Origin of the sequence: Psychrobacter sp. 4Bb (assembly GCF_002836735.1) — a bacterium.
GTDB lineage: Bacteria > Pseudomonadota > Gammaproteobacteria > Pseudomonadales > Moraxellaceae > Psychrobacter.
On record NZ_PJAS01000077.1, the window covers coordinates 60,809 to 83,672 of the forward strand.

Below are 22,864 nucleotides of genomic sequence, written 5' to 3' on the forward strand. Positions count from 1 at the left end.
AACATCATCAGGTAATAGCGAACAATGATTTAATAAAAATGTAATAGATAAGGTTGTATTATGAAGTGGGAAAATTGGCTTTCAATTGACTGGCAACAGGTGCTCGGGATTTCTTTATCTGCTGTAGGCTTTTATGTAGGGCTGATGTTGTTTACTCGATTGATGGGTTTACGCAGTTTTTCTAAGTTATCAAGCCATGATTTTGCCATGACCGTTGGTATTGGTAGTATATTAGCGTCGACAGTGTTGTCAGATAAGCCCTCTCTACTTCAAGGATTGTTTGCTGTTGCGGTGCTATTCTTGATACAGGGTGTTATTTCAATTATCAGACGCAAAATAAAACCACTAAAAGCTCTGATAGATAATCAAGCTATTATCCTAATGGCTCATGGCGAGTATTTAGATGATAATCTAAAAGAGGCTAATCTTAGTACCAGCGATGTGCAGGAAGTGCTACGTAAAAATGGTATCAAAGCGAAAACAGAAGTGTTTGCAGTGATTATGGAGACGACAGGTGATATGAGTGTCATCAAGAACAATGATGTCGAACCTGATTGGTCTTTATTTGACGATATACGTGATAGCGAATTATTGCTTGGTGCTAGTAAGAATGGTAAGTCGCAGGTCTGACTCGATTAACTATTCTTATCCGTTAACTTTGAAGAGATAAATAATAACAAAATATTAAGTAAAGCTAAGGCTTAGAATGCTATAAAGGGTATGAGCATTTTGAGCTGTTGAACCATAAAAATCTTGAAACGATGCGCTTATAGAGTATTTATTGTAGAGTGTTGACAAATTTATGACGCATTATTCACGGCGTTGTCTTGACCTTATCTGCCTGCTGACGCAAGATACATAGGTCTGATAATAACGGTCGGCTTAGCTTTAGCAGATTTCATTAGTAAGAGATACAATGCTAATATGCTCTTAGGTATTGGCTCATCTTTCTTAGTTAACTATATTCTGTTGATGTAGTAATAACCTTGAGCAGTATTTTGAACGACAATTTGAACCACAACGAACCTTTGGTTCTTAACTGACAATTTTTAACTCATAACATTAATAAACGAGGAACGTATGAAAGCATTAGTAGCGGTCAAGCGTGTCATTGATTATAACGTAAAAGTTCGTGTAAAAGCCGACAACTCTGGCGTTGACTTATCAAACACTAAAATGTCAATCAACCCTTTTGATGAAATCGCAGTAGAAGAAGCGGTTCGTCTAAAAGAAGCTGGCATCATTGATGAGATCATTGTTGCTTCAATCGGTCCAAAAGAGTCACAAGAGCAGATTCGTGCAGCCCTAGCGCTAGGTGCTGACCGTGGTGTATTAGTCGTAAGTGACGAAAAACCATATCCACTACAAGTTGCTAAGATTCTAAAAAGTATCGCTGAAGCTGAAAGCACTGATATTATCCTATTAGGTAAGCAAGCGATTGATGATGACAACAACCAAACGGGTCAGATGCTAGCGGCATTGATGGGTATCGGTCAAGGTACGTTTGCATCAGAAATGAAAGTTGAAGGCGATAAAGTAAACGTAACGCGTGAAATCGATGGTGGCCTACAAACTGTTGCACTTGATTTGCCAGCAGTCATCACGACTGATCTACGTTTGAATGAGCCACGTTATGCTAAATTGCCTAATATCATGAAAGCGAAGAAAAAGCCACTTGATGAGAAAACGCCAGCTGATTTCGGTGTTGATATGACATCTAAGCAAGAGATTATTAAAGTCGTGCCACCTGCTGACCGTAAAGCTGGTATTACAGTAGGGTCAGTTGATGAGTTGGTCGATAAGCTAAGAAACGAAGCAAAAGTCATTTAATGTTTTAATGATTGGATACTTCGCTACGGCATATCCTGTACAAGGCTATAAATTTGACTGCTTTATCTTATATTAAACGATAGTTGCTCAAATAGCTTTGTACGCAAACAACCGCATGAATAGATAATACGAATATATAAAGGACTAAAACCATGGCAATTTTGGTATATGCAGAACATGACAATGCCAGTCTAAAAAAGGCAACTTTAAACACCATCGCTGCTGCTAAACAAATGGGTGATGATATCCATGTATTGGTTGCTGGTAGTGGTAGCCAAGCTGTTGCTGATGAAGCGGCAAAAGCAGAAGGCGTGACTAAAGTACTATTGGCTGACAATGCTGCTTATGAGCATCAATTGGCAGGTAACGTGGCGCTATTGGTTGCTGATATCGCTGGTGATTATAGCCATATCCTAGCGGCTGCGACCACGACTGGCAAAAACTTTATGCCACGCGTTGCTGCGTTACTTGACGTCAGCATGCTGTCTGAAATATCAGGTGTAGTAGATGCGCAAACGTTTGAGCGTCCTATCTATGCAGGTAATGCAACAGCGACAGTAAAAACCACAGAAGACAAAGTGGTACTAACAGTACGTACTACTGCGTTTGACCCAGTGGCGAGCGAAGGCGGTTCAGCTACTGTTGAAACTATCGATAACGTACAAGAAACTGGTAAAGCTAGCTTCGTTAACGAAGAAATGGCTAAGTCTGATCGTCCAGAATTGACCTCAGCTGGTATCGTTGTTTCTGGTGGTCGTGCCTTGGCAAACGGTGAAAACTTCACCAAGTACATTGAGCCATTGGCTGACAAGCTAGGCGCTGCTGTTGGTGCATCACGTGCTGCTGTTGACGCAGGATATGTACCAAACGATATGCAGGTCGGTCAAACGGGTAAAATCGTTGCACCGCAGCTATATATCGCAGCTGGTATCTCAGGCGCGATTCAGCATTTGGCTGGTATGAAAGATTCTAAAGTCATCGTTGCTATCAACAATGACCCAGAAGCACCTATCGCTAGCGTTGCTGACTACTTCTTAGAAGCCGATTTGTTCGAAGCATTGCCTGAGCTAACTAGCAAGGTTTAATATATAGTCACAGAACTACTAAACGGCTACGGCGTTACCCTCCTTAGATTTACTACTTGTATAATCTGTAGTCGGCTGCCTTGTATCCGTTTTAGACTTCTTTGACTATATCAGTAGTAGACGTATAATAAAAAACCCACTATCAATTGGTAGTGGGTTTTTTATGCTTGATAGATAGGGTTTTGATAGTAGTTATAAATGCAGGCTAAGAGTATTGTCTTTGGCGTAAGGTCTCATATAGACATAAAGACCCTGCAATCGCTACATTTAAGCTCTCTTGACCATTTGGCTGCGGTAATGCTATCGGCGTGGCACATTGCATTAGCTCGTCGCTAACGCCTTGGCCTTCATGACCCATAATCCAAGCTACAGGCGCAGATAAGTCGTGATCGTAAATGATAGTATCTGTATGTGAGCTAGTCGCCAAAAGCGGCACTTGTACGTGATCCAAAATATCTTGCGTACTCAAGCCCTCATAGATAGTCAGGGCAAACTGTGCACCCATACCTGCTCGTAGCGTCTTGGGAGACCAAGCTTGAGCGGTCGCACTGGTACATAAGATATTGCGGATACCAACGGCTGCAGCTGTGCGTAGTAGCGTACCAACATTCCCACTATCCTGTACGTCGTTCAAGATTAAGCAGTCCTCATCGATCATCGATAGGCTAGGCGTTGGCACTTTGATCACTGCCATGATATCGATGCCAGTACCTAAGCTACGAATACTCTCATAAAGTGCGTCTGACAAAGTAAGAATAGGCGTATAAGTGGGCAGGCGAGTCAATACCTGCCGAACTTCAGGGTGACTACGCGCTGACTCAGACAGTAGTATTTGGGCGAAAGGATAGTCACTACGCAGCGCAGCATCTATCAAATGGACGCCTTCTATGACTGTCTGACCGTTCTTTTTACGCTGGCGTGCTTGGGACAACAGTGCTTTTACAAGCTTCACTGTTGTGTTCTTATCTGAGGTAATCAGCTCGGTGGGATTTAATACCATAGTGGATCGCTTAGAGAAGAGTAAAGGAGTCGTTTAGATAACCAACACAATGCCTATTATTAATTTAGCATTCTGCTGGCTGTTCTTAACAGGTGCGCAAATTAGGGCGTGTCCTCATTTTAAAAATGGTGATAAAAATGAGATAAATTGCCGTCAAACGAGGAAAATAGTGCAGATAATATCGAGATATTGACCAACTATTTGACGATGTTTGGCAAAATTTAGCTGTTTTTAGCCCATTTAGAGGACACTCGTTTGAATTGAGGACACGCCCTAATTATTTATTCAGAATAATTGACGTGTAAGTCTTTCACGTAATTGACTTCGTTTTTGCTACCGAGTACCACAGGAACACGCTGATGAATATCAGTCGGTTCGATATCTAAGATACGATTGACCGCGTCTGTCGCACCGCCACCCGCGCGTTCAATCAATAAGCTCATTGGGTTGGCTTCATACATCAAGCGTAGTTTACCCGCTTTATGAGCGTATTTGGTATCAAACGGATAAGTGAACAGACCACCGCGACATAAAATACGATGGACGTCACCAACCATGGCTGCTACCCAGCGCGTATTAAAATCGCGTCCACGTACACCTGTTTCACCAGCGATTAACTCATCAATGTACTGCTGCATCGGCGCACGCCAGTAGCGATAATTTGAGCTATTGATAGCATACTCGCTCGTATCGGCATCGATTTGAACATTGTCTTCTATCAGCACATAGTCAGAAGTCTCTGGATCTAGGCTAAACATCACAACTTTATCAGCGACGGTTAACGCTAGGACAGTAGAGGTACCATATAGCAGATAACCGGCTGCTAGCTGTTTGTTACCTGCCTGTAGATAGTCGCTGTTTTCACTGGTTTGACCTTGACGTTCATACGGTAAGATAGAAAAAATCGTACCTACTGCCATATTGATATCGATATTTGATGAGCCATCTAATGGGTCAAATAGTACCAATAGGCTACCATCGTCATTAGCAGGGGTCGCGTCATCAAGCTCTTCTGAAGCGACACCAGCACAATGTATATTTTTTGCCAATGCATCTAGCAATAAGTCATTGGCTAGTACGTCGAGCTTTTTCTGATCTTCGCCTTGGACGTTTTGATTACCTGCTTCGCCCAAGATATCTGCCAGAGCGCCTTTTCTGAGCAACTGTGAAATCGTCTTACCGACATCAGTGACAGTGGTAATCACGTCATTGAGTGCAGGGCTAGTGGCATGTTGGTTTAGATAGTCTGCTAAGGTCGTCATAAGGCTTCCTAATAAATGGTATGGAAAGTAAAAGAACGGATAGATGTCAAAGTAAAGAAGTAGGTGGCATTTAGCACACCTGAAATAGGTAAATTCTTAAATAGCTAATACGGCATCTTTGTCCCGACCACAAAATCGGCTACACTATATCTATTGTTATTCATTTATAGTTTTGTCAGAATTATTCTCTATGAGAATACAGCATGTCTACTCACGCTTTCTGATTGTCTGCTGAGGCTATTTTTCGGTCGAATTTGATTACGGTAAATTGTAGCAAATAAGCGTCAAAATGTCCTTTGTATCTATGCCTATCAGTGATAAATGATCGAACAAAGATGAATAAGTGATTACTATAGACTCATATAAACCCACAATAAAGACTCGCCATTATGTCAAATCCTATCGATAGTAGCGCTACACAACCAGTCTCACCGACTGATTATGCAAAATTTGATCCCAATACGATTCATCAAAGGCTCAATACTTCACTAAGTCGTCCGCAGCTCAACACTGATGGCAGTATCCGGCATTTCTTAGGTGTTGAAGGTCTTAACAAAGCACAGCTCAAAGCTATTATCGCAAAAGCAGAGACTTTCTTTGATGAAAACGGACAGTTAATTAATCGTCCTGAGTTAGACGGCTATACGGTCATGAATTTGTTCTTTGAACCATCGACTCGTACACGGACGACATTCGAGGTGGCAGAAAAACGTTTGGGTGCCAATGTACTCAATATCGATATCGAACGTTCTAGTACCAAAAAAGGCGAGAGTCTGCGCGACACGCTTTGGAATCTACAGGCAATGACCGCGGATATCTTTGTGGTTCGACATTCAGCATCAGGTGCCGCGCATTTTATGGCGACAGAAGTGACGCCTGATATTGCTATTATTAATGGTGGCGATGGCTGGCATGCGCATCCTACTCAAGGAATGCTCGACATGTTGACCATTCACCGTGAAGCACCGCGACCATTTGAAGAGCTGTCTATCGCAATCGTTGGTGATATTAAACACTCACGCGTAGCACGCTCTGATATCAGTGCACTGCAAACGCTAGGTGTGACAGACATCCGTGTTTGTGCGCCGCGCACTCTACTGCCCAAAGGTATCGAGCGTTTCGGTGTACAAGTATATGAAAACATGGATGAGTGTGTCACTGACTGTGATGTGATCATGGGATTAAGAATACAAAATGAGCGTATCGGTTCGCCGCTCTTGGCATCCTCAAGTGAATACTATAAGCATTATGGGATTACGCCAGAGCGGGTAGCTCTCGCTAAGCCTGATGCATTAGTGATGCATCCGGGGCCGATGAACCGCGGTGTTGAAATTGCCTCTAGTGTGGCTGATGGCGCGCAATCCGTTATCTTAAAGCAGGTAAATAACGGTATTGCCATTCGTATGGCGGTCTTATCACTTGCGATGGAAGGTCAGCGTGCTCATCAAGCGGCTGGCAAGTAACAGGCTGCCGCGCGACTTATTCTCATTTATTTCATTTTATTGATACGGTAATAACGTTATGTCTACCATGCTTAATACGGATGCACCCATTCTTGACCATTTACCAAAAGCATTTAAAGATGCATTGCCACAAACTGCAATAGAAAAACTGTCTACACTCGATTCTGGCCGTGAGATGTGGTTATTACCACCATTGGTAGATCTATGCGCGCGCTTGCGTGAGCCAGGCCAACAGCAACACGGTACGCTAAAATCAGAAGGCAGCGCTGCTCGTGGTAATGGGTTTTTGCATGTAGTGACGCCGCCTGATACCAATCCTATTTTAGAAAATGGCTCACTCTTGAAAGGTTTACGTGAGCGAGCCTTGAGTGATGGCGGGATTTACTTGCATATTTTGGGTGCATTGACCACAGGGTTAGAGGGCGAACGACCGTCTAATATCGCAGGGCTTAAAAAGGGCGGCTGTATCGCAGTATCTAATGCGCGTAGACCTTTTCGCAATGATTTAGTATTGCTACGTACACTAGAGTACGCGGCAACTTTTGGTATGAAAGTATTCTTTTATCCTGATGAGCCAAGTCTGTCTGGAGATGGCGTGGCACATGAGGGCTATATTGCTTCTTATCATGGTTTGCAAGGGATTCCTTGGATTGCGGAAACTGTTGCACTGTCTACGCAGCTACTGATGGTTGAAGAGACCGGAATCGCTGCTCATTTTAGCCAGTTATCCTGTAAGTCTTCCATTGAGCTTATGCGCTGGGCAAAAGATAAAGGCTTGCCTGTTACGTGTGATGTTGCGATGCATCAGCTGTATTTAACTGATGACAATCTTGAAGGCTTTAATGCTCAGGCATATGTGTTACCACCACTGCGTAGTAACACGGACCAGCAGGCAATCCGCCGCGGATTAAAAGATGGCACTATCGACGCTATCTGTAGTCATCACGAGCCACTGAATAGTACCGCCAAAAAAGCACCGTTTGCTGAGAGTACGCCCGGTATCTCAAACTTTGATACGTTTATGGCGTTGGCTTGTCAGCTGGTCAATGATGAGGTATTAACACTCTCGCAATTAGTAGATAAAATCTGCCTGAATCCTGCAAAAATCGCAGGTATTAGCGAGCAGTATGAAGCTATCGGCGGTGCAGTATTAGTCGATCCTAACCTTGAGTGGCAAGTAACGGCACAATCTATGCTATCAAGTGGTAAAAACACGCCATTTTTCAATCAGCAGTTGCAAGGACGTGTTGTGGAGACATTCTTTGGCTAATTTGCCCCGACAGGATGACCGTCTGCCGCCATCCTTGAAGGATAAAGGGGTTACTATGAATGGTCAGCAAGAAAAATCGCGCAGTACGGCGAGTGAGTCTATCAAAGCGGTGGCCATTTATGAGGTAGTCAAAGGTGTTGGTGCGTTACTAGGAGCAGGGGCATTATGGTGGTGGCATACCAATCTTGAGCATTGGCTGACGACCGCAACCGTTACTTGGCAGCACAGTTTCGGCCATATGCTTGCCCCGCAAATTGACAGTGCCGTACGTATTGCTCAGCAGGCAAGTAAAAACTGGCCGATGTTTTTATTATTGATATTCGCTTATGCCAGTTTGCGCTTCCTAGAAGCCTATGGCTTATGGCATGACAAAACATGGGCGTATTGGTTTGGGGTATTAGGCTACGGGGTATTTATTCCTATAGAGATTTACTATCTGATCGTTAGCCCATTTGATTGGTTTAAGCTTGGGATATTGGTTTCTAATCTACTCATTATTATTGTGGTTTATCGTAATATGAAACGAAAGGGCTTGATATAGCGTTTAAATTTAAGTTAAAAAATCCAGCATAAGACAAGTATCTTATGCTGGATTTTTTGTGCCTGCTATATTTTTGGCTTATACGTCTACTGTTTTTTCATCCGTACGAATGCTTTTAGCGACTTTTCCAACGCTTAAACCTTGTACCAAGATGGAGAAAATCACCACTGCATAAGTGAGTGCCAATAAAATCTCTCGTTCAGCCCCGATCGGTAGCTGTAATACTAACGCGACTGAGATACCTCCGCGTAAACCGCCCCATGTCAGGACTTTCCATGCGCCCGTAGGCAAATCAAGCTGACGATGAAAGGTTTTTGTCGTCATGCCTACCACGATAAACCGTGCAACGAGCGCAATCAAAATCGTCAAACCGCTCGCGATAAATAAATTGCCTGAATAAGCAATCATCACCACTTCTAGACCGATGAGCACAAACAAAATGGCATTTAAAATCTCGTCAATCAATTCCCAAAACAAATCAATATAGTGCCGTGTCTTATCACTCATGGCTAGCTCGCGACCACGATTACCAACCATTAGGCCCATCATGACCATGGCGAGTGGCCCTGATAAATGCCAATGACTGGCCAGCGCGTAGCCACCGATGACGCCTGCTAATGTTAATAGCACCTCTTCTTGATAGCTATCAATGCTCTTGAGCAAGTAATACAAAATCGCCCCAAGTACCAGTCCGAATACAACGCCGCCACCAGCTTCAACCGCTAATGTATGAGCGACGTAGTTGGCAGTAGGGATATCACCGCTAGATAAAATCCCCAGCAGTAAGACAAAAATAACCACGCCGATACCATCATTGAACAATGACTCGCCAGCGATGACGGTCTCGATGCTCTTTGGAGCGCCTGCTGACGACAGGATACCCATGACGGCAATAGGATCGGTAGGGGAGATAAGCGCCCCAAACAACAGACACCAGAGAAACGGCAGGCCGAAACCGAAGAGCGGCAACATAAAGTAAATTGCGGTCGCAATGAGCATCGCCGATATGATCGTACCAAGTCCTGCAAGGATGCCGATAGGTAGCTTGTAGCGTCTCAAGTCACCAATATTGACGTGTAATGCGCCTGCAAATAGCAACATCGATAGCATGCCGTCTAAGAGTACTTCGGTAAAATCAAGTTGCTCCAATAAACTGACTTCGTAATCAATCAGCTGATCAAACCCTAAGAAGCCCAAAAATATCGCACCGATTGACAGTAAGATAGAGATGACCATGACACCGATAGTGGTCGGCAGACCAATAAAACGGTGATTAATATAAGTTAACGAAGCAGTAATCGACAAAAATATGGCGCTGATTTCTAGGATAGTAAGGCTGGTTGCAGATGCCATAAAAAGTAGGTCTCATATGAATATAAAAAGTATCTAAAGCGCAGGGCTTATAGGGACGTTATAAGTGTTTTTAGCTATCGGTTTTGTGATTATAAGTAAAGTGCTTATAAGTAAAGTGCTTATAAGTAAAGTGCTTATAAGGGCTGATATTGCCATATATTTAAACAGCTAATTGGTCATATCATTAACTAGACTGTGTCTGTAACGCTTGACGAATATCCGCTTCAAACTCGCTAACATAAATAAAATGCTTGTGCTGCGCATCCTTATCAAGGATAAATTGCTTGGCTTGTTCGCACATAGCGACCAAATCATCGACCAGCTCCTGATAATTTAAATTCTCTTCACCAGCTCGCTGAATCAGATGCAATTCATGTAATAGCGTTTGCTGCTGTGCGCTGTTTACTTGTGCATAGTTCAAATTGACCATTGCCTGACATAGTGCTTTTAAGACCATTAGGTCAGCAGCTGCGTAACGACGTATCTCACCGAGTGATACATTGATAAAGTCAGAAATCTTTGGAATATGAGTGACTAGTGCCAATATGGCCAGTCGCTTCTGTTTGATAGTAGTTTCAGAGCTATCGTTAGTGTCTGACTGCGGTATGTGAAAATGATAAGGGCTTGGTGGCTGACGACGCATCATAATGCTTAGACAGCTGGTTAGAGATTGGACGCAATTGACCGCAGTCTTTGGATCATTGATACCAGGGGATAACGCGCGTACAGCAATCTCCGTCATCTGACCTAAGCTATAGGCAATGTCGTTAGAGTGCGCCAATCGTTGCTCAAGTCGTAGGCAACCTGCAAGACGTTGCAAAAATAGTCCATCAGGCGCTCGCGGTATTACTGCTAGATGCGGGGTCGCTGTCTTCTGTTGGTTATTTGGATGAGATGCAGGTCGCTGATAAAAGTAACCAATGACGTTTTTGTCAGTGACGTAATTACCGAGGTTGACATGCATCTGTACCACGCCACCATAATCTTGTGACAGCGCAATCAATGACTCAAGATAAATCTGCTGTAGATAACCTGAATTTGGTGAATAAATCGGCATAGCAGGCCAGTTTTGGAACTGCTCGATATCATGGTGCTCAGCATCGCGTTGATGTTGAATATCACATCGATCATTATACCAATAGTAAATGTTTGCGATTGCATCGTTGCTAGCATTTTGAATGACGTGTGACGCCTGAATAGCATGCACCATATGCTGTACAAAATAAACTAAGAGCAGCGCACAGATAATCGCCATGATAATAGCAAAGGTCACTGCCAATTGCGGCACACCAAAAGCCACGTCAGACTTATGGATAGACTTTAGTACCAGTAAGCTATAGCTGAATGTACCGATAAAAGCGCCAAGGACAAACTGATTTGGTGTGTCGGTCAAAAAGTTACGTAGCAGTCTTGGACCAAACTGTGAGGATGCCATCGACAGGACGGCGATTGTAATCGAAAATGTCGTACCGGCCACGCCCAATACCGCACCAGCGATAGCAGTCATAATCGCGCGCGCAGCCTCGTCATCACCAGTAAAGGCAAAGGAGATCTCTTTTACCGTTTCACGATCAAAATGCTGATCAATCGCGACTAGCAAAGGAGCAAGTAAAATACCGACAATGACACAAGCGGTTGGAATAAACCAATAGGAGCCAATCAGCCATTGCCACAAATTATTTAGGCGATCAGGTAAGTCAGTCAGCGTTTGTATTGACCACAACTTAGTGAACTGCTTAAGCCTGTTTTGACCTGCATTGATCGTACGCATCCAGATACTGTCTCCATCATTTTTATTCACTGTGATGAGCCTTAGGGTTATCTGCTTCTGTAATAATAGCGTTTTTGTGCATACGTCTGGTCATATCTGTCTCAGTATGACTATCACTAGTCCCTAGAGGTATGATGGCTTCATTGTCGTGATCGTCATATTCAATATCACTGTCTTTGTCATAAGCCATCGGTTCTAGATGCGATGAGGCTTCTAGATGTGGATTATTACCGTTGTAAGCACTCTCACCATGTCTATTTAGATTATCATGTCGTTGTACGTTTTCAGTGGCGGCAGAGGTTTTTCTAAATAGCTTACGGTCATCGCCATGCTTACTAGTAGATTGTTTACGCGGTTCGCTATTGGCAAAGATAGCATTTAGCGGCAGATGCAGTTGCTGTTTGGCGTACGCTTCAGTATTCTCAAAACGTTTGACCAATAAACTTAGCCAAGGCTTTTGACCTTCCAATTTCATCTCATCCAACTCGTCCTTGATAGGAAGTGGGTAGGGCAAGGTACGATAAAAGTCCCATAACGTCATCCTACTCAGGTCTCTTTTGAGTACATAGTCATCATCATCTGTCATAGTAATAAGATTGCTGTCTTGCAGGTAGTTGATATAGGTATACCATTTCGGCAGCTCTTTGCGACCTAAGACATTACGCAGCGCTTGTTCGCTAACGGCTTCACCTTTTAAGTGGTGGGTATAGACCAAGTTCAACATATCTAACAAGCTGAGTAACGGGTGACGAGGGTAGACTTCTTCTGTCTCAAAAATCGTCAAGGTATAGCTGATTTCAACGCCTAATAAAATCAAATTCCACGACAGATAAATCCATAGTAGAAAAATAGGCAAGGCAGCAAAAGCGCCGTAAATCGCTTCATAGCTAGTAAAGTTAGCCATCACTGTACCAAACAGATGCTTCATTAATTCAAAGACAATGGCCACGAACACGCCAGCGATGGCTGCATTTTTTGCTGGTACTCGCGCCTTTGGAATAAACCAGTACATACCGATAAAACCCGCCATCGTAATACCAATCGATGCCATTTGTACCCAAAAGCTCCAGTCGATACCGTAGCCAGCAATTTGACGATTAAGAAAACTCAGACTCTGTACAGTACTTGAAGCGATAAAAGCGGTGCCCAATACCAATGGTCCCAAAGTAACGATAGTCCAATAACGCAGCATGCTTTTGATGCCACCAGAGCGATCTTCTACTCGCCAAATCTGGTTAAACGCGCGCTCGATAGTGGTCAATGTCATAATAGTCGTAAAGAATAAAATCATGGCACCGATAATGGTTAGGTTAGATGACTTTTCGGCAAAGCTATTAATGTACTCACTAACTTGCATGCTCGATTGCGGCAACAAATTGCTATAAATGACATCATAAATCTGCGCTCTAACCGATGCGAGTGCTGGTACGGATGATAAAATCATCAGTAATACCGTCAATACAGGCACAATCGACAGCATAGTGGTGTACGTCAGTGAAGCCGCCTTTTGCTGGCAATTATCTTCAAAAAAATGCCGAGTCAAAAACCGTAAAAACTGAAACCAGCGCTGCTGTAAAAACGGGAGTTTTTGAGATAATTTTTCCATGTCGACCATTAAGCAAAAGTAAGAGTGACAATAGTGTAACAAAGATGAACGGTTATCATCTGCGGTTTAATTGTGTCAAAATGCACTGCGTAGCACATCAGATACAATATAAATCAGGTTATCAATCATGGTTATTTGCATGACAGTGAATGACTCGGGCATAATGTGCACATATTCTACAATGCCAGTTAGTCATATATTTCGCCGCATTTTTGGTGGCTAGTATGGTAAACGATTTTATAAGGAAGCTTTGCTAATGAGTCAGACCGACCCTTATGTTTTGGTGCTTTATTATTCTAATTACGGTACGACTAAGACATTAGCATATGCTATCGCTCAAGGTATTGAGGATGCTGGCATGACCGCGCGTATCCGTACGGTACCGACAGTGGCACCTGAAACCACGTCAAGCAAGCCTGCGATACCTGATGAAGGTGATTTGTACTGTACAATGGACGATCTAAAAGACTGTAGCGGTCTTGCGCTTGGTAGCCCAACGCACTTTGGTAATATGGCCGCACCCATGAAGTACTTTTGGGATAATACCGTGACCCTATGGCTGGCAGGGAACCTACAAAACAAACCAGCTTCAGTATTTACGGCGACAGGCTCTATGCATGGCGGCCAAGAAACGACATTGTTGACGATGATGTTGCCACTGATGCATCACGGTATGGTCATCGTAGGTGTGCCCTATGCAGAGCCAGCATTGAACCGCACTCATCGCGGCGGCACGCCTTATGGTGCCAGCCATGTCAGCGGTGCATCACATGATCAGCCTATATCTGCTGACGAGCGAGATTTGGGTATTGCGCAGGGTCGCCGTTTAGCGATTACGGCGGCTGCATTAGCACAGGCTAATTGGAGCTTATAAGTAACTTTTATAAACCTGCTGTCTAGAAGCGTCTGAGTCTCAGAGTCTATGACTGAATGTTTATAACCACCTGATTACAAGCAAGTGGTTATAACAAAGAGCTACTTATTCATGTTCAGCAGTATATTATTCATTTAGGAAATCAAAATATCTAATGGCCACAACCCGCTCTAATACAAAGCCTCTTAAAACGGTTAAGCCTATCGCACCTATTGCACAGCGCTTAAAGGTGACGTGGTTAATTTGGCTAGTTTATAGACTGCTCGGATTGCCTATTTTTATTAGTTTCTTTAATCCTAGTAGCCCTGATATTGTTGGCGGTATTGCTTGGCAGGCATTATGGCTAGTGCCCGCGTTGATTTTGACGCCATGGATATTGCGCGGTCGTTCACCTTATGCATTGTTGATAAGCAGTATGTTTACTTTGGTATATTTGGGTGCGAGTGGTGTGGTGCTGTTTACTCGTATATATGGCAGTAGTTGGGCAGAAATCGCCGTGTATTTAGCGGATTTCCTACTATTGCTTGCTATCAATATTTGGCTATTTATTTTGCTCAAACGTTTGCCTTCGATGAACAACGTTGTGAAGAAACCTCGCCAATAATTGAAGTTATCTGAAGCCTAATAAATTATATCCATTAATCTAAAGCCATAAAAAAGCGGCGCCCCGTCTGGAGCACCGCTTTTTTGTTTATAACTTTCAAGATAAGTAGATTAGTTAATCTTAGTTAACTCTAAATCCATTTTCTTGCCATCGTTAATTTGGCTAACTTTAACTGGCATATAGTCCAAGCTTGGGGCTAACCAAAAGCTGGTAGAGCGGCTATCGTCATCGTGGATGCGGTCAACACGTACTGTATCAAAGGTACCCGCTGGTACGGTAATCTTAGTGCTGCCTGATTTTTTAAATGGCGTCTTCTCGATTTTGTCTTTTTTCGCCATGTAGTAGTTACCAGAGAATTTACCGTTCAATAAATCCTGACGAATCTGTACCTCAAGGCTCAAGTCATCAAAGGCTTGTTGCGACATGTTCATAGTCGTCGACTTGCCCTTATAGTTACTGGTGACTTTTTTGCTGCTTGGGTTGAAGTCTAGTTTATGCGTGCGACCCATGCCAAGTAGTTTGTAAGTGGTGCTCGCCTGCGTAGGACTGACATTGTTGCCATTAATCATAAAAGTGCTGTTTTGCGAGGCGCTAGCCACACCAGCGACGCGAGCCTTAACGTTATATTTCCACGTATTACCAGATTTGCTTAGCGTACGAGTTGCTGTGCCTTTGTATTTGTCCTCAACGGTAAAACTATAATTGGCAGTCGATGGTTGAACAGTTTTTGCGCTGGCAAGGGTAGGTGCGGTCATACTCAAAGCTCCAACGGTAGAGATACTGATGCCTGTTACCAAGGCAGATAAAAATTTAGATGGACTACGTTTTGCGTTATTAGCATTATCAACATTGTCGCCTGATGACTTTTTGTGCATTGATGAAAAACTCATAGATACCCCTTCAGTAATTTATTGCCGATATAGCAATTATTTTTCGTTCGTTCTTATTATGTTTACCAGACCTATAATGGTCATACGCTGTTACATTTTCAAGCGTGGTGTCATACTGCTTCGTGTAGAGCTTGTAGCAAATGTTTCTATAGTTAATTTAGTATTGGTTAAAATACAAATTCAGCTCTTCAATATCTTTAAATATTCCTACTTCTTGTCCTTTACCTAACTAGCATAGCGGCTTTATTAAACGTAAAGCATCGATATGAGATGTTGATTGATCAATTTTTGCAAAATAATCTTGTAAATTTTTGGGCTTTACACTTGAACCGAACTCACCTTGCCCCCACTTTTTGTTACAAGCTCAAGGCTTATCTATAAAGCGTTGTTTTTGGCAGTGTTCCCTATAGATACTGGTATTGAGACCATTAATTCAAATAAACCCTTAATTTTATTAACCAACTTTTGGAGTCATATCGATGAACATTCGTCCTTTACATGACCGTATTGTCGTCCGCCGTATAGAAGAAGAAACAAAGACTGCTGGTGGTATCTTGCTTCCTGGTTCAGCACAAGAGAAACCTTCACAAGGTGAAGTGCTTGCAGTTGGTAATGGTCAAGTTCGTGACAACGGTGAAACTCGTGCGTTAGATGTAAAAGCTGGCGACAAAGTTTTGTTCGGTCAATATGCTGGTCAAACCGTAAAGGTTGACGGTGAAGAACTATTGATTATGAAAGAGTCTGATGTATTGGGTGTGCTAGAAGGCTAGTCCTTTTGAGTATTATTTTATACTCAGCACATTTTGATAGCAGTTTCTGATAATCGCTTTTGATAAGCAACTATCAAATCAATCAATTGTATTCTCATACTTATAATAGTGGAGTAATTTAACATGGCAAAAGACGTAAAATTCGGCATTGATGCCCGTAAACAAATGATGGACGGCGTAAACGTTCTAGCAAACGCAGTACGTGTAACACTAGGCCCTAAAGGTCGTAACGTTGTTATCGACAAATCATTTGGCGCACCTACCATCACTAAAGATGGTGTATCCGTTGCCAAAGAAATCGAGCTAGAAAACAAATTTGAAAACATGGGTGCACAGCTGGTACGTGAAGTGGCTAGTCGCACTAACGATGTCGCTGGTGATGGTACAACCACTGCGACGGTATTGGCTCAGTCAATCTTGCAAGAAGGCATGAAGTCAGTGGCTGCTGGCATGAACCCAATGGATCTTAAACGCGGTATCGACAAAGCGGTACGTGAAGCAGTTAAAGAGATCCATAAACTATCAACGCCAGCTGACGATCACAAAGCAATCGCTCAAGTTGGTTCTATCTCTGCAAACTCAGACACCAAAATCGGTGAGCTGATCTCGCAAGCGATGGAAAAAGTAGGTAAGCAAGGCGTTATCACTGTTGAAGAAGGTTCAAGCTTCGAAGATACCCTAGAAGTTGTAGAAGGTATGCAGTTTGACCGTGGTTATATCAGCCCGTATTTTGCTAATAAGCAAGACAGCCTGACTGCTGAATTTGAAAACCCATATATCTTGCTAGTTGACAAAAAAATCAGCAACATTCGCGAAATCGTGCCATTACTTGAGCAAGTAATGCAGCAGAGCAAGCCGTTGCTAATCATTGCTGAAGATGTAGAAAACGAAGCACTAGCAACACTAGTTGTGAACAACATGCGTGGCGGCTTGAAAACTTGTGCCGTTAAAGCACCAGGTTTCGGCGATCGTCGTAAAGCAATGCTAGAAGACATCGCAACGCTAACTGGCGGTACTGTAATCTCTGAAGAGATTGGTCTAAGCCTAGAGACTGCTACTCTAGAGCAACTTGGTACTGCTAAGAAAGTGACTGTCGGTAAAGAAAACACTGTTATCGTTGATGGCGCTGGCAACAAAGCTGACATCGAAAACCGTGTTGAGTCTATCAACCGTCAAATTGAAGAGTCTACTTCTGACTATGACAAAGAAAAGCTACAAGAGCGTGTTGCTAAACTAGCAGGCGGCGTAGCAGTGATCAAAGTCGGCGCAGCAACTGAAACTGAAATGAAAGAGAAAAAAGACCGTGTTGACGATGCACTACATGCAACTCGTGCAGCGGTTGAAGAAGGCGTTGTACCTGGCGGCGGTGTTGCCTTAGTTCGTGCGATGAATGCATTGTCTGAACTACGCGGTGACAACGATGACCAGAACGCGGGTATGAACATCCTACGTCGCGCGATGGAAGCACCACTACGTCAAATTGTAACCAACGCTGGCGAAGAAGCTTCAGTTGTGGTTAACGAAGTGAAGAGTGGCAGTGGTAACTACGGTTACAACGCAGCGACTGGCGAATATGGCGATATGCTAGAGATGGGTATCCTTGATCCAGCTAAAGTTGCTCGTTCAGCGCTAGAGAACGCAGCGTCTGTTGCAGGTCTAATGCTAACGACTGAAGTTATGATCACTGACTTACCGCAAGGGGATGATGGTATGGCTGCTATGGGCGGCGGTGCTGGAATGGGCGGTATGGGTGGAATGGGCGGCATGATGTAATTTATGCCATTCATATATAAGGCTTAGTGTTATAGTTTTCGTTTCATAGCACTCTGCTAAATGAGACCCCAATAAGTATTGGCTTATTGGGGTTTTTTAGGTTTAAATTTCATACCGAGCGATTATTTTAAATAAAATTATTATAATTGTATAAACTAGACTTAAAATATAGATAATTATGAATAAGTTTTTAAAGGAGTAAATATGCAGTTATTTTTCCATGATGTTGGCTTGAAAGGTTCAGCAAGAGATTTTCCTAGAACTATTTTCAGTGAAATCTCAGTAGAGCATATTCTTCAGAACGCTCCAACTCACTTAAAAGATGAAATGAGTAAGCGATTAAGAGAGAGGTTTCCTGATGGTTTCTGCAACGTATGGGGTGTTCCTGAAGGTGCTAAAAGTGTCGTTAAAAATCTGAATATTAATGATGCAATGCTGTTAATAAGAACAACAAGTGGTTTAGGAGATTTGCCAGTTCTTTGCATAGTTAAGGAGTTTTGGCGAGAACCAATGCCAGAACTGTCTAACTTTCTCTGGGAGAGTGGGCATTATCCTTTTGTTTTTTTCTTTAAAACACAAGAAATTGAACTCACTTGGAATCAATTTAAAGAGCATGTTGGTTATAAGATGAACTTTAGACCTAGTGGTAATGTGTATAGAGTTAAGGAAGCAGACAATAAACTATCAAATTTTGGCAATGTTAAAAAATACATTGATTTTTTAATAAATGGATTAAAGATAAGTGAGTCAGTATCACAGTACCAAATTGATGCCCCTGATTACTCTAGTGAATATGAAGAAGGTGAACGAAAGCTTAGGGAAGTATCTTATTTTGCAAGAAATCCTCAGTTAGTAAAAGCTGCTAAAGACATTTATGGTTATACATGCCAAGCTTGCAAATTCAACTTTGAAGAAGCTTATGGAGAGTTAGGTAAACATTACATAGAGTGCCATCATTTAAACCCTTTATCTGAAAGAAAAGATTCCTATAAGAGTTCAACTGACGATGTTTGTGTACTTTGTTCAAACTGTCATCGTATGATTCATCGCCATAACCCTACGCTTACACTGAAACAGCTCAAAGAGAAACTAAAAAATCATTAAGGTTGATACAAGAAAAGGAATATAAGATATACATCTTCTCTGCTACTATCCACTAATTTACCGTATCTAGTTAGATCCAAATGAACTTACTATGGGTTTTGCTACTCACGAATTATCGAGCGAGACATTGTACTGCTAGTCGGTATAAAAAAATCTCACACAAAAATAGGTAAAGTTGTCTTATTGATTACCTTTCTTACCGATAGATGAGTGTGTATATCTTTTACGCTAGCAAGCTTGTGTAGCTTACGGGTGAACCGCTCATAACCATCGAGATTGGGGCTCACTACCTCTAGTAAATAATCGTAAGAACCCGATACCACATGTCCATTAATCACCTCGTCCATATTGGACAGAGCGCGTTCGAAGGCTGCGATAGATTCTTCTTGGTGGCTGTTGAGACTGACTTCCACAAAGAAACTCATCGCAATACCCGCTTTGGCTTTATTTACGTTTGCTTGATAGTTCTCTATATAGCCTTCGTCTTCCAAACGCTTTAGGCGTCGCGCGCAAGGAGACGGCGACAGCCCTATACGTTCGGACAGTTCCGCCGTAGATAAGCGCGCTTCTTTTTGGAGCACTTCCAAAATATGGCGATCGATTTTATCCATAATTTACCTTTTGGCTTTTTAAGCCAATAATTTTGATTTAGTTAGCATTATCCACCAAATATTTGCAAAATTGCAATGAATAAATAAAGATAAAAGCGCGTATTTTAATCGATAATTGGTCTTTGTATAGAAGCATAAGACACGACTATGAATACGATATTCCACCCCTCATCGCGCAAAAATCCTTTGTTTGTAATGTCGCCACTAACCAAAGGCTATGTGGCGATGAGCGTCGTATTGTTGATTTGGTCAGGATTTGCTTTGACTGTGCGAGCGGTTAGTGCCTCGTCGCTAACTATTGCGGATGTCATGCTCATTCGCTTCAGTGTACCGCTGGTCTTATTGACTCCTTGGGTACTCTCTAGTTGGCATGAAGTAAAAAACATAAGACTGCCAGATATCATGTTTGTTTTACTTGGTGGCGTGCCTTTTCTTTTATTAGCCGCTTTTGGTGCAAGTACGGTACCAGCAGCTTACGTTGGTACTATTTTGACAGGTACGCCAGTCTTCTTTGCCGCAATATTGTCTTTTATTTTTTATCGTCAACGAATATCATTGAGGAAATTTGCCGCATTAATCCTTATTCTCTTTGGTATCGCTACGATGATTGGCGGGCGTGCACAGTCAGTGCCTAATAGTCTTCTGTACGGTGTGGGGTTATTGTTGATGGCAAGCCTGATTTGGGCGGGTTATACCTTGGGGTTAAAAAGCACCAAGTTAAATCCAATAGCTATCGCTATCGTACTTTCTTATACCTCGTTCTTTCTGACATTAGTGATGGTTCTGTCTGGTATGGTAGAGACGAATATAGGTTCTGTATCTTTTGATGAAGCGCTTCCGTTTATCCTAGTACAAGGACTTGGTGTGGGGGTGGTTTCAACCATTGCGTTTTCTTATGCGGTCAAACAACTGGGCTCCATTCGTACCTTATTACTTGGCTCTTTGTCGCCAGGATTAACCGCTATACTGGCTACGCTGATACTCAATGAGTCTCTATCAGTCATTATGATATGCGGCATCGTACTCAGTACCATTGGGGTCATCTTGTCCAATCGAGCGAAATAAACTAATTAAGGAAGTATCATGATGTTAAACAATATGCCTATCATCAATGGTGATCCACTATGGGCATTGTTAGGTAGGTTTCGCGCTGACCAGCGTAAATATAAAATAGATCTATTGGTTGGTGTCTATCGAGATGAGCATGGCAATACACCTGTGATGAAAACCGTGCAAGATGCAGAAATACATCTTGCTTATGAAGCTCATTCGAAGGCTTATGGTATGTTATCGGGTAACGCTAATTTTAATCAACAAATAGCAAAATTTGTACTGGGTGACAGTCCAAGTCTAAAAAACCAATGCACGATTCAGACGGTTGGGGCATCAGGTGCATTGCGACTCATTGCGGATTTGATCGCCACGCTCTCTCCATATTCAACCGTTTGGATCAGCGACCCTGGCTATATCAATCATCGTCCGCTGATGGAAGGGGCTGGGTTAACGGTTAATACGTATCCTTGGCAAAATAAAAATGGCCAGTTAGACATTGATGCGTGTTTTGCCGAGCTAGAAAAAGCAAAAGAAGGGGACGTACTGCTATTGCATGCGTGCTGCCACAATCCTACGGGTATAGATCCTTCTTTAGAGCAGTGGCAACTGTTTTCTGATGTGTGTAAACAGAAAAATATTGTCCCGTTTATTGATATGGCATATCAAGGTTTTGGAGATGATCCTGATACCGATGCTGCAGGGCTTCGTTTAATGATTGAAGACGCTGACTTTGCATTTATCGCCGCCAGCTGTTCAAAAAATATGGGTCTATACAATGAGCGGACGGGTATTGCCACTGTGGTAACGACGAACCATGAGCGTCACGCAGATATACAGACACTCTTAGAAACCATCACACGTGCCAACTACTCTATGCCGCCCAATCACGGTGCCGCAGTGGCATCTTATTTGCTAGACAAACCAGACGCTTGGCTAGTCGAGCTGGCCAGCTACCGTAGTAGGGTAGATACTATTCGCCAAGCATTGTGCGCAGCATTAAAAGATAGAGGTGCACCTGCAGAGTTTTTGGATATTTCGCAACAAAAAGGTATGTTTTCTCTATTACCGCTAACAGAAAATCAAATGCTGATACTGCAAGATGAGTTCGCTATCTACGGCATGCCAAATGGTAGAATCAATATTGCAGGTTTGAAAATGACGGAAATCCCTCAACTGGCTGACGCTATCATGTCGATTATTTCACGTTAGAGGTTAATTTTTATCGCTCAGTACAATGGTTTTATCCATCAATCGCCACAGCAAGAAGGACACGACTATTTATACTTTATATTGGGATAAGGGTGGTGCCAATATGGCTACCCATGCTGTCTTTGAGGAGTTAGGCGCGTCTTATGAAATGATAGAAATAGACCTGTCTAAGAACATGCAAAAATCAGCTGAGTATCTAGCCATTAATCCAAATGGCAAAGTACCTACGTTGGTGCATCAGGGGCAGGTCATTTATGAGTCTGCGGCAATTTTAATGTACGTGTTAGATCAGCACTCAGAGTCTGGGCTAGCACCTGACATAGGATGCCCTAGGCGCGGTGTTTATTACCAATATTTGTTTTGGATGTCTTCTACCCTACAAGAAGCTGCCAATCACTGGGCACATCCCGAGCAGTACATCAACGGCGAGCACAATTTGCAGCAAGTGAAAGATAAAGCGAATGATGTACTAACCCACTGCTGGGATATTGTTGAAAAAGGATTAGTAAATAATGGTCCATGGTTGTTAGGCGATAAATTAAGTGGTGCTGATTTTCATTTATTTATGATTGCTCATTGGAGTCAGCGATATGCGAGTCGAGCACAGGATTGGACACATTTAAACACACATTATCAAGCCATGCTAAACCGTGCCTCGGTACAAGAAATGATGGCACAAGAAGGATTGTTGTAATCTGTTCATATGTTCAACTAAAAGATATTAAATGACTGGACTAGAAGCACTGAATACAATGCTTCTAGTGACTTCTAGCGATTGTAGTAAATATAGTTTTT

At 42.6% G+C, this 22,864-nt stretch carries 21 protein-coding genes; 14 read left to right on the plus strand and 7 right to left on the minus strand.

The window, feature by feature from the left end:
* The first annotated feature begins 60 nt into the window (after positions 1-60).
* From CXF60_RS14155 to CXF60_RS14165, 3 genes are all read left to right on the plus strand, one after another.
* On the plus strand, positions 61-630 hold the full coding sequence (locus tag CXF60_RS14155; protein ID WP_102092416.1) for a DUF421 domain-containing protein: 570 nt from the start codon (positions 61-63) through the stop codon (positions 628-630).
* 450 nt (positions 631-1,080) lie between these two features.
* Positions 1,081-1,830, plus strand: coding sequence for an electron transfer flavoprotein subunit beta/FixA family protein (locus CXF60_RS14160; protein ID WP_102092417.1), 750 nt, complete (start codon positions 1,081-1,083; stop codon positions 1,828-1,830).
* A gap of 152 nt (positions 1,831-1,982) precedes the next feature.
* Complete coding sequence (locus CXF60_RS14165) at positions 1,983-2,915, plus strand: electron transfer flavoprotein subunit alpha/FixB family protein (protein WP_057758839.1); 933 nt, start codon at positions 1,983-1,985, stop codon at positions 2,913-2,915.
* 205 nt (positions 2,916-3,120) lie between these two features.
* On the opposite strand, the gene CXF60_RS14170 is transcribed toward CXF60_RS14165, so the two are convergent.
* Entirely contained in the window at positions 3,121-3,915 is a 795-nt protein-coding gene (locus CXF60_RS14170) for a TrmH family RNA methyltransferase (protein ID WP_102092418.1), read from the minus strand.
* Between the two features lie 281 nt (positions 3,916-4,196).
* Complete coding sequence (locus CXF60_RS14175) at positions 4,197-5,177, minus strand: class 1 fructose-bisphosphatase (RefSeq protein WP_102092419.1); 981 nt, start codon at positions 5,175-5,177, stop codon at positions 4,197-4,199.
* A gap of 389 nt (positions 5,178-5,566) precedes the next feature.
* Here CXF60_RS14175 and CXF60_RS14180 point away from each other — a divergent pair, with 389 nt between their 5' ends.
* The 3 genes from CXF60_RS14180 to CXF60_RS14190 are packed head-to-tail and all read left to right on the plus strand — an operon-like array spanning position 5,567 to position 8,451.
* A complete protein-coding gene (locus CXF60_RS14180; RefSeq protein WP_102092420.1) occupies positions 5,567-6,640 on the plus strand; it encodes an aspartate carbamoyltransferase catalytic subunit in 1,074 nt (357 codons plus the stop codon).
* Between the two features lie 58 nt (positions 6,641-6,698).
* Positions 6,699-7,910, plus strand: a complete 1,212-nt coding sequence (locus CXF60_RS14185; RefSeq protein WP_180958159.1) for a dihydroorotase — start codon at positions 6,699-6,701, stop codon at positions 7,908-7,910.
* 55 nt (positions 7,911-7,965) lie between these two features.
* Positions 7,966-8,451, plus strand: a complete 486-nt coding sequence (locus tag CXF60_RS14190; RefSeq protein WP_371548220.1) for a DUF2127 domain-containing protein — start codon at positions 7,966-7,968, stop codon at positions 8,449-8,451.
* 78 nt (positions 8,452-8,529) lie between these two features.
* On the opposite strand, the gene CXF60_RS14195 is transcribed toward CXF60_RS14190, so the two are convergent.
* From CXF60_RS14195 to CXF60_RS14205, 3 genes are all read right to left on the minus strand, one after another.
* Positions 8,530-9,804, minus strand: a complete 1,275-nt coding sequence (locus tag CXF60_RS14195) for a cation:proton antiporter (protein ID WP_101204848.1) — start codon at positions 9,802-9,804, stop codon at positions 8,530-8,532.
* Between the two features lie 184 nt (positions 9,805-9,988).
* Positions 9,989-11,605, minus strand: a complete 1,617-nt coding sequence (locus CXF60_RS14200; protein WP_228707155.1) for a DUF2254 domain-containing protein — start codon at positions 11,603-11,605, stop codon at positions 9,989-9,991.
* Positions 11,598-13,181: a YihY/virulence factor BrkB family protein gene (locus CXF60_RS14205; RefSeq protein WP_102092422.1), complete on the minus strand. Its 1,584-nt coding sequence runs from the start codon at positions 13,179-13,181 to the stop codon at positions 11,598-11,600. Before CXF60_RS14205 ends, CXF60_RS14200 begins: the two co-directional genes overlap by 8 nt.
* 256 nt (positions 13,182-13,437) lie before the next feature.
* Here CXF60_RS14205 and wrbA point away from each other — a divergent pair, with 256 nt between their 5' ends.
* Positions 13,438-14,055, plus strand: coding sequence for an NAD(P)H:quinone oxidoreductase (gene wrbA / locus CXF60_RS14210; protein WP_102092423.1), 618 nt, complete (start codon positions 13,438-13,440; stop codon positions 14,053-14,055).
* Positions 14,056-14,209: 154 nt separating this feature from the next.
* Positions 14,210-14,659 carry a hypothetical protein gene (locus CXF60_RS14215; protein WP_102092424.1) on the plus strand — a complete coding sequence of 150 codons (450 nt, stop codon included), beginning with the start codon at positions 14,210-14,212 and terminating at the stop codon, positions 14,657-14,659.
* 110 nt (positions 14,660-14,769) lie between these two features.
* On the opposite strand, the gene CXF60_RS14220 is transcribed toward CXF60_RS14215, so the two are convergent.
* Positions 14,770-15,549, minus strand: a complete 780-nt coding sequence (locus tag CXF60_RS14220) for a DUF3108 domain-containing protein (RefSeq protein ID WP_102092425.1) — start codon at positions 15,547-15,549, stop codon at positions 14,770-14,772.
* Positions 15,550-16,028: 479 nt separating this feature from the next.
* On the opposite strand from CXF60_RS14220, the gene groES reads away from it, so the two are divergent.
* From groES to CXF60_RS14235, 3 genes are all read left to right on the plus strand, one after another.
* Complete coding sequence (groES, locus tag CXF60_RS14225; RefSeq protein WP_057758860.1) at positions 16,029-16,319, plus strand: co-chaperone GroES; 291 nt, start codon at positions 16,029-16,031, stop codon at positions 16,317-16,319.
* 123 nt (positions 16,320-16,442) lie between these two features.
* Complete coding sequence (gene groL, locus CXF60_RS14230) at positions 16,443-18,092, plus strand: chaperonin GroEL (protein WP_101204842.1); 1,650 nt, start codon at positions 16,443-16,445, stop codon at positions 18,090-18,092.
* Between the two features lie 204 nt (positions 18,093-18,296).
* Positions 18,297-19,196 carry an HNH endonuclease gene (locus CXF60_RS14235; protein ID WP_102092426.1) on the plus strand — a complete coding sequence of 300 codons (900 nt, stop codon included), beginning with the start codon at positions 18,297-18,299 and terminating at the stop codon, positions 19,194-19,196.
* 155 nt (positions 19,197-19,351) lie between these two features.
* Here CXF60_RS14235 and CXF60_RS14240 read toward each other — a convergent pair whose 3' ends face one another.
* Complete coding sequence (locus CXF60_RS14240; RefSeq protein ID WP_057758867.1) at positions 19,352-19,807, minus strand: Lrp/AsnC family transcriptional regulator; 456 nt, start codon at positions 19,805-19,807, stop codon at positions 19,352-19,354.
* Positions 19,808-19,954: 147 nt separating this feature from the next.
* On the opposite strand from CXF60_RS14240, the gene CXF60_RS14245 reads away from it, so the two are divergent.
* Genes CXF60_RS14245 through CXF60_RS14255 form a run of 3 tightly spaced genes read left to right on the plus strand, consistent with a single transcriptional unit; the run spans position 19,955 to position 22,763 of the window.
* Entirely contained in the window at positions 19,955-20,872 is a 918-nt protein-coding gene (locus CXF60_RS14245; protein ID WP_228707156.1) for a DMT family transporter, read from the plus strand.
* An 18-nt stretch (positions 20,873-20,890) separates the two neighbouring features.
* Positions 20,891-22,069, plus strand: coding sequence for an aromatic amino acid transaminase (locus CXF60_RS14250; RefSeq protein ID WP_219621843.1), 1,179 nt, complete (start codon positions 20,891-20,893; stop codon positions 22,067-22,069).
* 25 nt (positions 22,070-22,094) lie between these two features.
* Positions 22,095-22,763, plus strand: a complete 669-nt coding sequence (locus CXF60_RS14255) for a glutathione S-transferase family protein (RefSeq protein ID WP_102092427.1) — start codon at positions 22,095-22,097, stop codon at positions 22,761-22,763.
* Positions 22,764-22,864 lie beyond the last annotated feature (101 nt).

Excerpts from the sequence above, each read along its gene's own strand:
- CXF60_RS14155 (WP_102092416.1), top strand. The coding sequence starts at position 61 with ATGAAGTGGGAAAATTGGCTTTCAATTGACTGGCAACAGGTGCTCGGG.
- CXF60_RS14160 (WP_102092417.1), top strand. The coding sequence starts at position 1,081 with ATGAAAGCATTAGTAGCGGTCAAGCGTGTCATTGATTATAACGTAAAA.
- CXF60_RS14165 (WP_057758839.1), top strand. The coding sequence starts at position 1,983 with ATGGCAATTTTGGTATATGCAGAACATGACAATGCCAGTCTAAAAAAG.
- CXF60_RS14170 (WP_102092418.1), bottom strand. The coding sequence starts at position 3,915 with ATGGTATTAAATCCCACCGAGCTGATTACCTCAGATAAGAACACAACA.
- CXF60_RS14175 (WP_102092419.1), bottom strand. The coding sequence starts at position 5,177 with ATGACGACCTTAGCAGACTATCTAAACCAACATGCCACTAGCCCTGCA.
- CXF60_RS14180 (WP_102092420.1), top strand. The coding sequence starts at position 5,567 with ATGTCAAATCCTATCGATAGTAGCGCTACACAACCAGTCTCACCGACT.
- CXF60_RS14185 (WP_180958159.1), top strand. The coding sequence starts at position 6,699 with ATGTCTACCATGCTTAATACGGATGCACCCATTCTTGACCATTTACCA.
- CXF60_RS14190 (WP_371548220.1), top strand. The coding sequence starts at position 7,966 with ATGAATGGTCAGCAAGAAAAATCGCGCAGTACGGCGAGTGAGTCTATC.
- CXF60_RS14195 (WP_101204848.1), bottom strand. The coding sequence starts at position 9,804 with ATGGCATCTGCAACCAGCCTTACTATCCTAGAAATCAGCGCCATATTT.
- CXF60_RS14205 (WP_102092422.1), bottom strand. The coding sequence starts at position 13,181 with ATGGAAAAATTATCTCAAAAACTCCCGTTTTTACAGCAGCGCTGGTTT.
- wrbA (WP_102092423.1), top strand. The coding sequence starts at position 13,438 with ATGAGTCAGACCGACCCTTATGTTTTGGTGCTTTATTATTCTAATTAC.
- CXF60_RS14215 (WP_102092424.1), top strand. The coding sequence starts at position 14,210 with ATGGCCACAACCCGCTCTAATACAAAGCCTCTTAAAACGGTTAAGCCT.
- CXF60_RS14220 (WP_102092425.1), bottom strand. The coding sequence starts at position 15,549 with ATGAGTTTTTCATCAATGCACAAAAAGTCATCAGGCGACAATGTTGAT.
- groES (WP_057758860.1), top strand. The coding sequence starts at position 16,029 with ATGAACATTCGTCCTTTACATGACCGTATTGTCGTCCGCCGTATAGAA.
- groL (WP_101204842.1), top strand. The coding sequence starts at position 16,443 with ATGGCAAAAGACGTAAAATTCGGCATTGATGCCCGTAAACAAATGATG.
- CXF60_RS14235 (WP_102092426.1), top strand. The coding sequence starts at position 18,297 with ATGCAGTTATTTTTCCATGATGTTGGCTTGAAAGGTTCAGCAAGAGAT.
- CXF60_RS14240 (WP_057758867.1), bottom strand. The coding sequence starts at position 19,807 with ATGGATAAAATCGATCGCCATATTTTGGAAGTGCTCCAAAAAGAAGCG.
- CXF60_RS14245 (WP_228707156.1), top strand. The coding sequence starts at position 19,955 with ATGAATACGATATTCCACCCCTCATCGCGCAAAAATCCTTTGTTTGTA.
- CXF60_RS14250 (WP_219621843.1), top strand. The coding sequence starts at position 20,891 with ATGATGTTAAACAATATGCCTATCATCAATGGTGATCCACTATGGGCA.
- CXF60_RS14255 (WP_102092427.1), top strand. The coding sequence starts at position 22,095 with ATGGTTTTATCCATCAATCGCCACAGCAAGAAGGACACGACTATTTAT.